The organism is Streptomyces sp. NPDC107575 (assembly GCF_055657265.1).
Genome location: NZ_JBVKBG010000004.1, coordinates 71,587 through 83,985 on the forward strand (window position 1 = coordinate 71,587; position 12,399 = coordinate 83,985).

15 protein-coding genes are annotated in these 12,399 nt (G+C 70.8%); 8 read left to right on the forward strand and 7 right to left on the reverse strand.

The features are described from left to right. Nucleotides 1–89 precede the first annotated feature (89 nt). Complete coding sequence (locus tag ACZ7L4_RS19845; RefSeq protein ID WP_472104193.1) at nt 90–890, reverse strand: class I SAM-dependent methyltransferase; 801 nt, start codon at nt 888–890, stop codon at nt 90–92. Between the two features lie 169 nt (nt 891–1,059). On the opposite strand from ACZ7L4_RS19845, the gene mshA reads away from it, so the two are divergent. Together mshA and ACZ7L4_RS19855 are read left to right on the forward strand one after the other, a co-directional pair. Beyond that, nucleotides 1,060–2,403, forward strand: coding sequence for a D-inositol-3-phosphate glycosyltransferase (gene mshA, locus ACZ7L4_RS19850; RefSeq protein ID WP_472104195.1), 1,344 nt, complete (start codon nt 1,060–1,062; stop codon nt 2,401–2,403). Further along, complete coding sequence (locus ACZ7L4_RS19855) at nt 2,396–2,896, forward strand: type III secretion system chaperone family protein (protein ID WP_472104197.1); 501 nt, start codon at nt 2,396–2,398, stop codon at nt 2,894–2,896. Before mshA ends, ACZ7L4_RS19855 begins: the two co-directional genes overlap by 8 nt. A 24-nt stretch (nt 2,897–2,920) precedes the next feature. On the opposite strand, the gene ACZ7L4_RS19860 is transcribed toward ACZ7L4_RS19855, so the two are convergent. The 3 genes from ACZ7L4_RS19860 to ACZ7L4_RS19870 form a co-directional block, all read right to left on the reverse strand. Then, nucleotides 2,921–3,112, reverse strand: coding sequence for a hypothetical protein (locus ACZ7L4_RS19860; RefSeq protein WP_422482723.1), 192 nt, complete (start codon nt 3,110–3,112; stop codon nt 2,921–2,923). Nucleotides 3,113–3,180: 68 nt separating this feature from the next. Then, nucleotides 3,181–3,459 carry a hypothetical protein gene (locus ACZ7L4_RS19865; protein ID WP_385766360.1) on the reverse strand — a complete coding sequence of 93 codons (279 nt, stop codon included), beginning with the start codon at nt 3,457–3,459 and terminating at the stop codon, nt 3,181–3,183. 30 nt (nt 3,460–3,489) lie between these two features. After that, on the reverse strand, nt 3,490–4,752 hold the full coding sequence (locus ACZ7L4_RS19870) for an MDR family MFS transporter (RefSeq protein WP_472104199.1): 1,263 nt from the start codon (nt 4,750–4,752) through the stop codon (nt 3,490–3,492). 135 nt (nt 4,753–4,887) lie between these two features. Here ACZ7L4_RS19870 and ACZ7L4_RS19875 point away from each other — a divergent pair, with 135 nt between their 5' ends. Continuing rightward, complete coding sequence (locus ACZ7L4_RS19875; RefSeq protein ID WP_422475182.1) at nt 4,888–5,649, forward strand: phosphoglyceromutase; 762 nt, start codon at nt 4,888–4,890, stop codon at nt 5,647–5,649. A 19-nt stretch (nt 5,650–5,668) separates the two neighbouring features. Here the strand turns inward: ACZ7L4_RS19875 and ACZ7L4_RS19880 are convergent, their stop codons facing one another. After that, a complete protein-coding gene (locus ACZ7L4_RS19880) occupies nt 5,669–6,217 on the reverse strand; it encodes a GNAT family N-acetyltransferase (protein WP_472104201.1) in 549 nt (182 codons plus the stop codon). Between the two features lie 98 nt (nt 6,218–6,315). On the opposite strand from ACZ7L4_RS19880, the gene ACZ7L4_RS19885 reads away from it, so the two are divergent. Together ACZ7L4_RS19885 and ACZ7L4_RS19890 are read left to right on the forward strand one after the other, a co-directional pair. Further along, nucleotides 6,316–6,861 (forward strand): GNAT family N-acetyltransferase, encoded by a 546-nt coding sequence (locus tag ACZ7L4_RS19885; RefSeq protein WP_472104203.1) that lies wholly within the window; start codon nt 6,316–6,318, stop codon nt 6,859–6,861. Nucleotides 6,862–6,883: 22 nt separating this feature from the next. Next, the gene (locus tag ACZ7L4_RS19890) at nt 6,884–7,156 is read left to right on the forward strand and encodes a hypothetical protein (protein WP_472104205.1); all 273 of its coding nucleotides are present in this window, start codon (nt 6,884–6,886) and stop codon (nt 7,154–7,156) included. A gap of 360 nt (nt 7,157–7,516) precedes the next feature. On the opposite strand, the gene phoU is transcribed toward ACZ7L4_RS19890, so the two are convergent. Further along, nucleotides 7,517–8,203, reverse strand: coding sequence for a phosphate signaling complex protein PhoU (phoU, locus tag ACZ7L4_RS19895; protein ID WP_422475176.1), 687 nt, complete (start codon nt 8,201–8,203; stop codon nt 7,517–7,519). Between the two features lie 196 nt (nt 8,204–8,399). On the opposite strand from phoU, the gene phoR reads away from it, so the two are divergent. Together phoR and phoP are read left to right on the forward strand one after the other, a co-directional pair. Then, entirely contained in the window at nt 8,400–9,683 is a 1,284-nt protein-coding gene (gene phoR / locus ACZ7L4_RS19900; RefSeq protein WP_472104207.1) for a two-component system sensor histidine kinase PhoR, read from the forward strand. Beyond that, nucleotides 9,680–10,360: a two-component system response regulator PhoP gene (phoP, locus tag ACZ7L4_RS19905; RefSeq protein ID WP_306321454.1), complete on the forward strand. Its 681-nt coding sequence runs from the start codon at nt 9,680–9,682 to the stop codon at nt 10,358–10,360. The genes phoR and phoP overlap by 4 nt, the downstream gene beginning before the upstream one ends. A gap of 67 nt (nt 10,361–10,427) precedes the next feature. Here the strand turns inward: phoP and ACZ7L4_RS19910 are convergent, their stop codons facing one another. Next, a complete protein-coding gene (locus ACZ7L4_RS19910) occupies nt 10,428–11,081 on the reverse strand; it encodes a copper chaperone PCu(A)C domain-containing protein (RefSeq protein WP_472104209.1) in 654 nt (217 codons plus the stop codon). 620 nt (nt 11,082–11,701) lie between these two features. Between ACZ7L4_RS19910 and ACZ7L4_RS19915 the strand changes: the two genes are divergently transcribed. Then, on the forward strand, nt 11,702–12,184 hold the full coding sequence (locus tag ACZ7L4_RS19915; protein ID WP_266712542.1) for a CarD family transcriptional regulator: 483 nt from the start codon (nt 11,702–11,704) through the stop codon (nt 12,182–12,184). Nucleotides 12,185–12,399 lie beyond the last annotated feature (215 nt).

Sequence of the window (12,399 nt, forward strand, 5' to 3'; positions counted from 1 at the left end):
CGCGTCCCGAATGCGACAGACCCGTACGACATTCCCCGAACGCTCCGACGAACGGGACGCCGAGATCGTTCCCCTGGACCCGTCGAATCTCAGACGTTCCCTCGCGGCGCCAACGCCCCCCACGCCACGGTCACTTCGCCCTGCCGCCAGCGCCCCGGCCGATCCACCACCGGCCAGTCCGCGGCGAGATCCCGCACCGCCCGGATCCAGCGCTGCCGCGCGCCGTACGAGGCGTAGGGCGCGGCCGCCGCCCACGCCCGGTCGAAGTCGCGCAGGAAGGCGTGCACCGGCTCGCCGGGGACGTTGCGGTGGATGAGTGCCTTCGGGAGCCGTTCGGCCAGGTCGGACGGGGTGTGCAGGGAGCCGAGCCGGGTCGCGAACGTCACGGTCCGCGGGCCTTCCGGGCCGAGCGCCACCCACACGTGCCGGCGCCCGATCTCGTCGCAGGTGCCCTCCACGAGGAGACCCTCCGGCGCAAGGCGCGCGCACAGCCGCTCCCACACCGCGGCGACCTGCTCCTCGTCGTACTGGCGCAGCACGTTCGCGGCGCGGATCAGGAGCGGGGGAGCGCTCAGCGGCACCTCGAAGCCGCCGTGCCGGAATTCAAGACCCTCCCGCTCGTACGGCTTCGCGGCGGCGACCCGCGCAGGCTCGATCTCGATGCCGACCACGCGCGCGTGCGGCGCCGCCTCCCGCAACCGGGCCAGCAGCTCGACGGCCGTCCAGGGCGCCGCCCCGTACCCCAGGTCCACCGCCACCGGGTTGTCGGCGCGGCGCAGCGCGACGCCGTGGGTGGCCGCGATCCAGCGGTCCATGCGGCGCAGCCGATTCGGGTTGGTGGTGCCTCGCGTCACGGTTCCCACGGGGCGAGAACTGGAACGCGGGCTCATGACCAAGAGGGTATGCGCTGCGCCGGACGCCGCTTTGGTTGAGATCCGTACGGTAATGATTCGGCAAAGTGGAAATGGAGCAGCCGACTCCGGCGTTGCCCCCTTGGAAGAGGGCCTGTGCCCTCCGGTCGTCGTGCCCGCAGTACGCCCACCAAGGAGGGCCCGCCACGTGAGCCAGTACGTGACCAGGTTCCGCCGCTCCGGGGCTGCTCCGGCCCTGCTGCGGTTCCCCGGTGCGCATCGGCGCCCGCGCCGCATCGCGATGCTCAGCGTGCACACCTCGCCCCTCCACCAGCCCGGCACGGGCGACGCGGGCGGCATGAACGTCTACATAGTCGAGCTCGCCAAGCGGCTCGCGGCGATCAACATAGAGGTCGAGATCTTCACCCGCGCCACCTCCGGTGGCCTGCCGCCGGAGGTCGAGCTCGCGCCCGGCGTCCTCGTACGGCATGTGGACGCCGGCCCCTACGAGGGCCTCGCCAAGGAGGACCTGCCCGCCCAGCTGTGCGCCTTCACGCACGGCGTCATGCAGGCGTGGGCGGGCCACCGGCCCGGCTATTACGACCTCGTCCACTCGCACTACTGGCTCTCCGGACAGGTCGGCTGGCTGGCCGCCGAGCGCTGGGGCGCGCCCCTCGTGCACGCCATGCACACCATGGCCAAGGTCAAGAACGCGGCGCTCGCGGAGGGCGACACCCCCGAGCCGGCCGCCCGCGTCATCGGCGAGACCCAGATCGTGCGCGCCGCCGACCGCCTCATCGCGAACACGGCGGAGGAGGCCGACGAGCTGGTCCGCCACTACGAGGCGGACCCCGGGAACGTCGCGGTCGTGCACCCCGGCGTGAACCTCGACCGCTTCCGCCCCGCCGACGGCCGCGCCGCCGCCCGCGCCCGCCTCGGCCTGCCCCAGGACGCCCTGGTGCCCCTCTTCGCGGGCCGTATCCAGCCCCTGAAGGCCCCCGACATCCTCCTGAAGGCCGTCGCCGTCCTCCTGGACGAGCGCCCGGAGCTCCGCTCCCGCATCGTCGTCCCTGTGGTCGGCGGCCCCAGCGGCAGCGGCCTCGCCAAGCCGGCGGCCCTCCAGAAGCTCGCCGCGAAGCTCGGCGTCGCGGACGTGGTCCGCTTCCAGCCGCCGGTCGGCCAGGAGCAGCTCGCGGACTGGTTCCGCGCGGCATCCGTCCTGGTCATGCCCTCCTACAACGAGTCCTTCGGCCTCGTCGCCATAGAGGCCCAGGCCGCAGGCACACCCGTGATCGCCGCGTCCGTGGGCGGCCTCCCCGTGGCCGTACGTCACGACAAGACCGGCTTCCTGGTCGACGGCCACGAACCTGCCCGCTACGCGCGCGTGCTCCGCGAATTCGCCGACCACCCCCACCTGGTCGACACCATGGGCGACGCGGCGGCCCGCCATGCCCTCTCCTTCGGCTGGGACACGGCGGCCTCCGCCACGGCGGACGTCTACACGGCCGCGATGCAGGCGAGGCGCCGTCACGTACCCTCGCACCATGGCTGACCAGCGACAGGCACACGACGTCATCGAGTCCACGCTGAAGGACGCCGAGCTGGAGTGGGAGAGCCCGGAGGCCGGGTCCTACGTGGTGAAGCTGCCCGGTACGCGCAAGCTCTCGACGACGCTGTCCCTGCGCGTGGGCCGGCACAGCCTCTCGCTCAACGCCTTCGTGATCCGGCACCCGGACGAGAACGAGGCCGGGGTGCACCGCTGGCTCCTGGAGCGCAATCTGCGCCTGTACGGCGTGAGTTACGCGGTCGACCAGCTCGGCGACATCTACCTCACCGGCAAGCTCCCGCTCGCCGCCGTCACCCCCGACGAGATCGACCGCCTCCTCGGCTCGGTCCTGGAGGCCGCGGACGGCTCCTTCAACACGCTCCTCGAACTCGGCTTCGCGAGCGCGATCCGCAAGGAGTACGAGTGGCGGGTGGCGCGCGGCGAGTCGACGCGCAACCTGGACGCGTTCACGCACCTGACCCAGCGCCCCGCCAAGTAGGCCTCTTAACAAGCTGGTTGTTCGCTAGCCGAGCGCGACCATCCGCACCACCGTCACGGTCAGCACCGATCCGGAGACGTAGTAGAGGACTATCGCCCCGCCGACCGTCGCCTCGCGGCGGTCGCGTTCGCCGCACACCGTCGTCGAGCCGTGGCCGTACGGATCGTGGGACAGCGTGCGGGCCATCTCCGCGCGGAAGGCGTCCGGGTTCGCCATCTTGGCGAGGGTGTCGTCGGCGGGCGGTGCGTAGGCGACGCGGCAGGCGGCGCGCCTGCGTCTGCGGCTCACGCCGGGCCCCGCCTCTCCGCCTCGTCGCGGGCGAGCCGGGCGAGGATCGCGTCGGCCTCGGGGTCCGGCACCGCCTCCAGCATCCAGTGCCGCATGACGGCGTGGATCTCGCCGACCCCCGCCGCGTTGATCGCCCTGTCGAACTCGGCGCGCTGCTTCGCGTCCAGCGCTGCGCGAATCGCCGGAATGCTGTTGGGGACGTCGACCTCGACGCCGCCCACCAGCGTTCTGGGCGGTTCGTCAGTTCTGGAGGAGGTCCTTGGGGGTTCGGCCATGTACGGTCACGTACCCGCCGAACTGCCCGGTCAAGCCGGGCTGTTCTCCGCCGCCGCGGGCGCCGCCGCGACCGGCGTCGAGGGCCCGGCGTCCGGCAGCCCGCGCATCAGCGCCCAGTAGCCGATCGCCGTCACCGTGCCGAGGGCCGCGCACCCCGCCCACAGCCATCCGGCGCCCGCCGAGTCGATCACCCAGCCGCCCGCGAGCGGGGCGACGAGGGCCGCCGCCGACCACGACATGGTGTAGACGCCCTGGTAGCGGCCGCGCCCCTCGGCGGGGGAGAGGCGGGCCACGAGCCCCGACTGCGTGGGCGCGTTGATCATCTCGCCGAGGGTCCACACCACGACCGTGAGCGCGTACGCGGCGATCGATCCGGCGAGGGCGGTGAGGGCGAAGCCGTACCCGATGAGCAGCGAGGAGACGGTCAACAGGCGCCCGGGATCACGCCGTTCGATGTACCGGGTCAGCGGAATCTGCAGCGCGACGATGACGACACCGTTCACGGCGGCGACGAGGCCGACGTCCGAGCTGCTCAGCCCGTTCTCGCCCATGACGATCGGCAGGCCGACCGAACTCTGCGTGAAGACGACGGCGACCAGGAAGGAAAGCCCCACCATCAGCATGAACCGCCCGTCGCGCAGCACGGTCCCCATGGTGACCACCGGGCTCGACGGCGCTCCCGGCACCACCGTGCTGGTGGGCCGCGACTCCTTCACCTTCACGAAGACGACCAGGGCGCAGGCGAGCGTCATCCCGGCCTCGACGAGGAAGCCGAGCGTGTAGCTCTGCGCGACGAGGAACCCGGCGTACACGGACGAGACCGCGAACCCCAGGTTGATCGCCCAGTAGTTGAGCGAGAACGCCCGCACCCGGTCCTCGGGGCGCACGATGTCGGCCATCATCGCCTGGATCGCGGGCCGCGAGGCGTTCGAGGCGAGGCCGAGGGCGAAGCCGGTGACCGCGATCCACACCGGGTCCCGTACGAACGCCAGCGCGGCGACCGTCGCCGAGGTGGCGAGCTGCGCGCCGAGCAGGGTGGGCCGCCGCCCGAGCCGGTCGGCGAGCACGCCGCCGAGCACGGACGCGATGACGCCGCCGAGCCCGATCAGCGAGGCGACGAGACCGGCGTACGCGGCGGAGAAGCCACGCGAGGCGGTCAGGTACAGCGCGAGGAAGGTGAGAACAAAATTACCGAGCCGGTTGACGAGGGTGCTGGTCCACAGCCACCAGAATTCGCGCGGCAGCCCGGAGACGGACTCCGTGGCGGCACGTCTGAGCGAGGCGACTGACATGGGTGCATCCCCCGGGGCGTAAGTAAGTGGTGCGGCAGGTTTACGTAACTTACGCACCGGGTAATCATCCGGGCCACTCAATTGACGGGGACCGTCAATCGGCGGGCGCCGGAGCGGTCGATTAGGCTCGGCCCCATGGCCGACGCACCGTACAAGCTGATCCTCCTCCGCCACGGCGAGAGCGAGTGGAACGCGAAGAACCTGTTCACCGGATGGGTGGACGTCAACCTCAACGAGAAGGGCGAGAAGGAGGCGGTCCGCGGCGGTGAGCTGCTCAAGGACGCCGGCCTGCTCCCCGACGTGGTCCACACGTCGCTCCAGAAGCGCGCGATCCGCACGGCCCAGCTCGCGCTGGAGTCCGCGGACCGCCACTGGATCCCCGTCCACCGCAGCTGGCGCCTGAACGAGCGCCACTACGGCGCCCTCCAGGGCAAGGACAAGGCGCAGACCCTCGCGGAGTTCGGCGAGGAGCAGTTCATGCTGTGGCGCCGCTCGTACGACACCCCGCCGCCGCCGCTCGACCGCGACGCCGAGTACTCCCAGTTCGAGGACCCGCGCTACGCGACGCTCCCGCCGGAGCTGCGCCCGCAGACGGAGTGCCTCAAGGACGTCGTCGTCCGCATGCTCCCGTACTGGTTCGACGGCATCGTCCCGGACCTCCTGACGGGCCGCACGGTCCTGGTCGCGGCCCACGGCAACTCGCTGCGCGCCCTGGTCAAGCACCTGGACGGCATCTCCGACGCCGACATCGCGGGCCTCAACATCCCGACCGGCATCCCGCTCTCGTACGAGCTGGACGCCGACTTCAAGCCGCTGAACCCGGGCGGCACGTACCTGGACCCGGACGCGGCGAAGGCGGCCATCGAGGCGGTCAAGAACCAGGGCAAGAAGAAGTAAGCACCCCTGCTTCAGCCCCCTACCTGCGGTTTCCCCGCTGGTAGGGGGCTTCTTCGTTGTCGGGGGCCGTGGTGGGGCCGGTGTACCGCAGGTCCCGGAGCGGTACACCGTCGTACGTTTCGGTGCGCTCGGCGCCGTCGGGGGTGAAGCCGGCGCGTTCGTAGAAGCGGCGGGCGCGGGTGTTGGCCGCGAGGACCCACAGGTCGAGGCGGCGGAAGCCGCGGGCGGCGGAGCGGGAGCGGGCGGCGTCCAGGAGGAGGCGGCCGACGCCGGAGCCGATGCGGTCGGGCAGGACGTAGAGGGTGTGGAGTTCGCCGGACGCGGGCTCGGGGAGCGGGCCGAGGGCGGCCCAGCCGATCACGGTGCCGGCGTCGGTGGCGACGAGGTTGTCGACCGGGTTGTCGGGCGCCCGGAGGCGGTCGCGGCGCCGGGCCGCGTCGGCCTCGGCGGACATCGCGTCGAGGTAGCTCCGCGGGACGATGCCGGCGTACGCCGTTCGCCAGCCGCTCACCCGCAGCGCGGAAACGGCGTCCACGTCGTCCGGTTCCATCGCCCGCACCTCGATCATGGGCGGATGGTAGCCGGGAGCCCGGAAAATGGGGGGTGTGCCGGGGCGGGGGCTGGTTATTCTGCGTCGTCCCGCACAGGCCAGGGAGGTCCGTCACCGTGAGCAGTGTCAGCACGTCGTTTCCCGAGCGGTTGGAGCTGACGGGGGAGGGGCTCGTTCTGCGCGACTGGAGCGAGGCGGACCTCGCCGCGATGCCGGGTCTTTTCGACCACCCCGACGTCGCGTACTGGACGCCGATGGCCTCGCCGTTCGACGCCGCGGCGGCCCGCGTCCAGCTGGACCGGAGCCGGCTGCGACGGGCGGAGGGCGCGTCGATCCTGCTCGCCATCACCGTCGACGGCGACGCACCGCTCGGCGAGGTGATGTTGCGGCCTTCCGCCGAGGGCATGGAGATCGGCTACGCGGTCGGCCCGGCCCACCGCGGCCAGGGCCTCGCGGCGCGGGCGGTGCGGGTCGTGTCCGCGTACGCCTTCGCGGAACTGGGCGCGAGCCGCGTGATCCTGGAACTGGAGGCCGAGAACGCCGCCAGCGTCGCCGTGGCCACCAGAACGGGCTTCCGCCACCTCGACGACGTCCCCCTGATCCACGGCGAGGAGAAGGGCCGCCCCTACGCCCTGCAGACCTGGGGCCTGGACCGCCCGTGACCTGCCCCGTAGCCTCCGCGTCATGACGACCCGTGACCTCTACAACGTGCGCGTGCTCCCCGGCGACGACCGCCCCGCCCCGCTCACCGACGAAGAGGAGAGGCGCTACCGGAACATCCTGTTCAGCGACCTGGGCAACCAGCTCGCCGACCACGGGACGACGACGTACCCCGCCCACACCCCGGAAGACCGCCGCCGCCTCGTCGAGGTGGGGCAGCGGCTGAGCGCGCACTGGGGGCTGCCGGTGCGGGTGACGGCGGACGACGAGTGCCGGATGCGGTTGAGCCTCGGGTGAGGCACGGCGGCAGCCCGTGCGACAACTGCCGCGCACACGTGCGCCGTTGATGCGCCCGTCCCGGTGGGCATGCAATGGGGGAAGGGCTTCACCCCGGAGCCCCGTCGAGGAGGGAAAACCATGGCCGCCGACTCCCCGAAGCCGAGCCAGAGCCCTGAAGCGCCCGTCGAAGTGAGCCAGCCGGTACCGAAGTTGGTGCTGCTCGGAGCCTGCGGTTGCGGCTCGGGCTGCGGCTGTGGCTGCCAGTCGGGCGCGCCGTGCCAGTGCGGCGGCAGCTGCTGACCGTACGCATCCGAACGTGAGGGGAGGAGGGCCCCGCGCGAGCACACCGCGCGGGGCCCTCCCGTACCGCCAGGACTGTCAGGCGCCCTCGACCGGCTGCGGTTGCGGCGCCCCCTGCACCTCGTCCGCGTGTTCGCCCGTCACCAGGTACACGACCCGCTTCGCCACCGACACCGCGTGGTCCGCGAAGCGCTCGTAGTAGCGGCCGAGCAGCGTCACGTCGACCGCCGTCTCGATGCCGTGCTTCCACTTCTCGTCCATCAGGTGCTGGAACAGCGTGCGGTGCAGCTGGTCCATCTCGTCGTCGTCCTGCTCCAGCTGCATCGCCAGATCGACGTCCTTGGTGATGATGACCTCCGCCGCCTTCGCCATCAGGCGCTGCGCCAGCTGACCCATCTCCAGGATCGTCGCGTGCAGGTCGTGCGGCACGGCGCGCTCCGGGAAGCGCAGCCGCGCCAGCTTGGCCACGTGCTGGGCGAGGTCCCCGCTGCGCTCCAGGTCGGCCGACATCCGCAGCGACGTCACGACGATCCGCAGATCCGTCGCGACCGGCTGCTGGCGGGCCAGCAGGGCTATGGCCCGCGCCTCCAGCTCGTGCTGGAGATCGTCCACCTTCTGGTCGGAGGCGATCACGGTCTCCGCGAGCTTCAGGTCGGCGTCGAGCATGGCCGTGGTGGCGCGCCCGATCGCCGACCCGACAAGGCGGGCCATCTCGACCAGGCCCTCGCCGATCGAGTCAAGTTCCTCGTGGTACGCGTCACGCATACGGCGTTCCCTCTCTGTACCTGGCTACGTATGGAACCCGGTTGGCCCCACGCTCCCACGTTCCGTCCTGTACGCGTCCGAATCCGGCACCACAAGTGAATCGACCCCGTACCCAAGGTGAACTCTGGGCGACGAGTGTTCGAGCTGCCACTCGGATGGCTGTGGAGGAGCGGTCCATGCCGCATAACCTGAAGACATGGACGTGAACGCGGCGGTCGCCGCAGCGGCAGCGATCGCCGGAGTGTGCACCGGCGTCATCGCCATGCTGGCGTTTCGCTGGAGCGAACGCGACCAGAAGCGCCCCACCCGCACCTCCCTGCACACGGACCCGGTCCTGCCGCCCGGCGTCGACACCGTGCTCTCCGTGCTCCGCTCCTCCGCCGTCGTCCTCGACGAGGCGGACAGCGTGGTCAAGGCCAGCTCGGCGGCGTACGCCCTCGGTCTCGTACGCGGCGGCAAGCTCGCGGTCGAACCGATGCTGCAGATGGCCCGCGATACGCGCAGGGACGGCGAGATACGCCAGGTCGAGCTGGATCTGCCGCGCCGAGGCACCGGCCGCGGCGACGCCCTCGCGGTCTCCGCCCGCGTCGCCCCGCTCGGCTCCCGGCTCGTGCTGCTGCTCGTCGAGGACCTCACGGAGGCCCGCCGCATCGAGGCCGTGCGCCGCGACTTCGTGGCGAATGTCAGCCATGAACTGAAGACCCCGGTGGGCGCGCTCTCGCTGCTCTCCGAGGCCGTGATGGACGCCTCCGACGACCCCGAGGCCGTCGAGCGGTTCGCCGGCCGCATGCAGAACGAGGCGACCCGGCTCACCAGCCTCGTCCAGGAGCTCATCGACCTCTCCAGGGTGCAGAACGACGACCCGCTGGAGGACGCCGAGCCCGTGCGCGTCGACGAACTCGTCGCCGAGGCCATCGACCGCTGCCGCCAGCCCGCCGCGAGCAAACAGATCACCATGGCCGCCGGAGGCACCGCCGACCTGCGCGTCTGGGGAAACCGGGGGCAGCTCGCCGCCGCCCTCGGCAACCTCGTCGAGAACGCCGTCAACTACTCGCCGGCCCGTACACGCGTGGGCATAGCCGCCCGCCGCGTCACGGCGGGCGGCGGCGACCGCATCGAGATAGCCGTCACCGACCAGGGCATCGGCATCTCGGAGAAGGACAAGGAGCGCGTGTTCGAGCGCTTCTACCGCGTCGACCCGGCCCGCTCCCGGGCGACCGGCGGCACGGGCCTCGGCCTCGCCATCGTCAAGCACGTGGCCGCCTCGCACGGCGGGGAGGTCACCGTGTGGAGCTCCGAAGGACAGGGCTCCACCTTCACGCTCCGGCTGCCCGAGGCGGCCGCGACCCGATCATCCAAGAACCCCCGCACCAGTGGCCCCGGAGACGTACGCGACGAAGACGACGCACACGGGCCCGACGACACAACCGCATACGAATCCATTCCTGCCACTCCTGCCGCCCCGGAGGTCCTTCCGTGACCCGAGTGCTCGTCGTAGAGGACGAAGAGTCGTTCTCCGACGCCCTGTCCTACATGCTCCGCAAGGAGGGTTTCGAGGTCGCCATCGCGGCCACCGGGCCCGACGGACTCGACGAGTTCGAGCGCAACGGCGCCGACCTCGTCCTGCTCGACCTGATGCTGCCGGGCCTGCCCGGCACCGAGGTCTGCCGCCAGCTGCGCGGCCGCTCCAACGTCCCGGTGATCATGGTGACCGCCAAGGACAGCGAGATCGACAAGGTCGTCGGTCTGGAAATAGGAGCCGATGACTACGTCACCAAGCCGTTCTCCTCGCGGGAGCTGGTCGCCCGCATCCGCGCCGTCCTGCGCCGCCACGGCGAGCCGGAGGAGGTCGCGCCGCAGGCCCTGGAGGCCGGCCCGGTCCGGATGGACGTCGACCGGCACGTGGTGACGGTCGGCGGCGGCAAGGTCGATCTCCCGCTGAAGGAGTTCGACCTCCTGGAGATGCTGCTGCGCAACGCGGGCCGTGTGCTGACCCGTATGCAGCTCATCGACCGGGTGTGGGGCGCGGACTACGTGGGCGACACCAAGACGCTCGACGTCCACGTGAAGCGCTTGCGCGCCAAGATCGAGCCGGACCCGGGCGCGCCGAGATACCTGGTCACGGTGCGCGGCCTCGGCTACAAGTTCGAGCCGTAAACAGCGGACGTACCTACGGCGGAGGGGCGGAACCCATCGGGTCCCGCCCCTCCGCCGTACGCGTGTGTCAGTGACCCGCCGCGTGCTCCGACTCCGAGGCCGTCGCGGAGCTGGACGCCCCCGTCGAGGCCGAGGCCTTGTCGTCCGGCGTCGCGGACGTGGAGGCCGACGTGGACGGCGACGCGGAGGCGCCCGGCGCGGCCGGGACCTCGCTCGGGCCCCACTTCTTGAAGTAGCTGTCGGCCGGCACCACGAACGCCTTCAGCTTCACGTCTCCGGCCTTGCTGAAGGAGAACGTGATCCGCTGCGCGTTGCCGTCGAGGACGGCGGTGCGGCTGTTGGGCAGCTCGGCGGAGGCGTTGCCCTTGCCGCCGAGGACGACGGAGCCGCCGGCCGGGACGGTGATCTTCGAGGCGCCCTTGGCGTCCGTCAGCTTGGCGGACTTGCCGACGCCGTCGACGGTGATCGCGTCGAGCGTCTGGGCGGTGCTCCCGTTGTTGAAGAGCGTGCCCGTGACGACGGCCGGGCCCTTGGACTCGCGGTCCGGCTGGGTGATGACGGTGGCGTTCTGGATCTTGATGTCGCCGACCGAGGTCGCGGCGTTGTCCGGCTTGACCTCAAGTGTCTGCGCGTTGTTGCCGGCGCCGCACGCGGCGAGCGAGGCGATCGAGAACGCGATGGCGGCGGCGGCGAGGGCGCCGCGTCGAAGGCTGCTGCTCACGGCGGCGGCAACTCCTTGAACGTGGGCGGGCAAGGCGGCGGGGTGTAAAGCCGCCCTAAGGGTCTGTCAGCGGCCTTAGGTTACCGAGCCGTTCCCGCGCCGCCGCACCCGACCCGCCCCTCCGGTGCCGACACCCTCCCCGGCCGCCCCCTCCGCGCTCCGATCACCCCATGTTCCCCACGGTTGTCATTGGGTCACCGGAGCCTCTTGTTCACCATTCACATAAGGCCTGTCCAGGCCGCCGGGGCGGATATCCGGTAAGGAATGCGCGGGGGTCCGGAAAAACGATCACGGCGGGCGGCGATTGGCGAAGATCAATTCCTGATTCGACTCGAACGTGCCTCCGGGTCCCTGAACGGAGTAGCGAAAGTTCATCGCTTCGAAGCACGCAAACCGGGACTTTCAGCCCCTGGAGGGGCCGCCGCGGAGGCCGTAGCGTACTTGTTTCGGCTTCCTCGAAGAACGGCTCCGACCTGCGAATACCGCCCTCCACTACCCCTCCGCAGCACGTTCCGGACGGAGTTGTCAAGCCCCGAGATATGCCCTGACCTGCGAAAACGCCATTCAGAACCCGCAGTTTCCGTGTTAGACTGGATAGCCACGGAAGGGGTACCTGTCACATGACGTTCAAGGTTGGCGACACCGTGGTCTATCCCCATCACGGGGCCGCGCTGATCGAGGCTATCGAAACTCGTCAGATCAAAGGCGTGGACAAGACCTACTTGGTGCTGAAGGTCGCCCAGGGCGACTTGACGGTACGTGTGCCAGCGGACAATGCGGAGTTCGTCGGCGTGCGTGATGTGGTCGGTCAGGACGGGCTCGACCGGGTCTTCGAGGTGCTGCGCGCGTCGTACGCCGAGGAGCCCACGAACTGGTCGCGCCGGTACAAGGCAAACCTGGAGAAGCTCGCCTCCGGTGATGTCATCAAGGTCGCGGAAGTGGTCCGTGACCTGTGGCGTCGGGAGCGTGAGCGCGGACTGTCCGCGGGTGAGAAGCGCATGCTCGCCAAGGCTCGCCAGATCCTGGTGAGCGAGCTCGCGCTCGCGGAGAACACGAACGAGGACAAGGCCGAGGCCCTGCTCGACGAGGTTCTCGCGTCCTGATACGCGCTGCTGCGACGCCATGTACGTAACGGTCATGCACGTAACGACTGCTGTCGCGTAAAGAACAATGCCGTGGTGCCCGATGACCCTGATGGTGTCGCCGGGCGCTGCGGCATGTTTGTACCCACATATGCCTCGTGTGAGTCCCCTTGGTGTGCCGGGCCCGGGCAGCTGGCTCGACCGGTGTCACGGAAGGGTCCGGTCAAGGCGTCGCG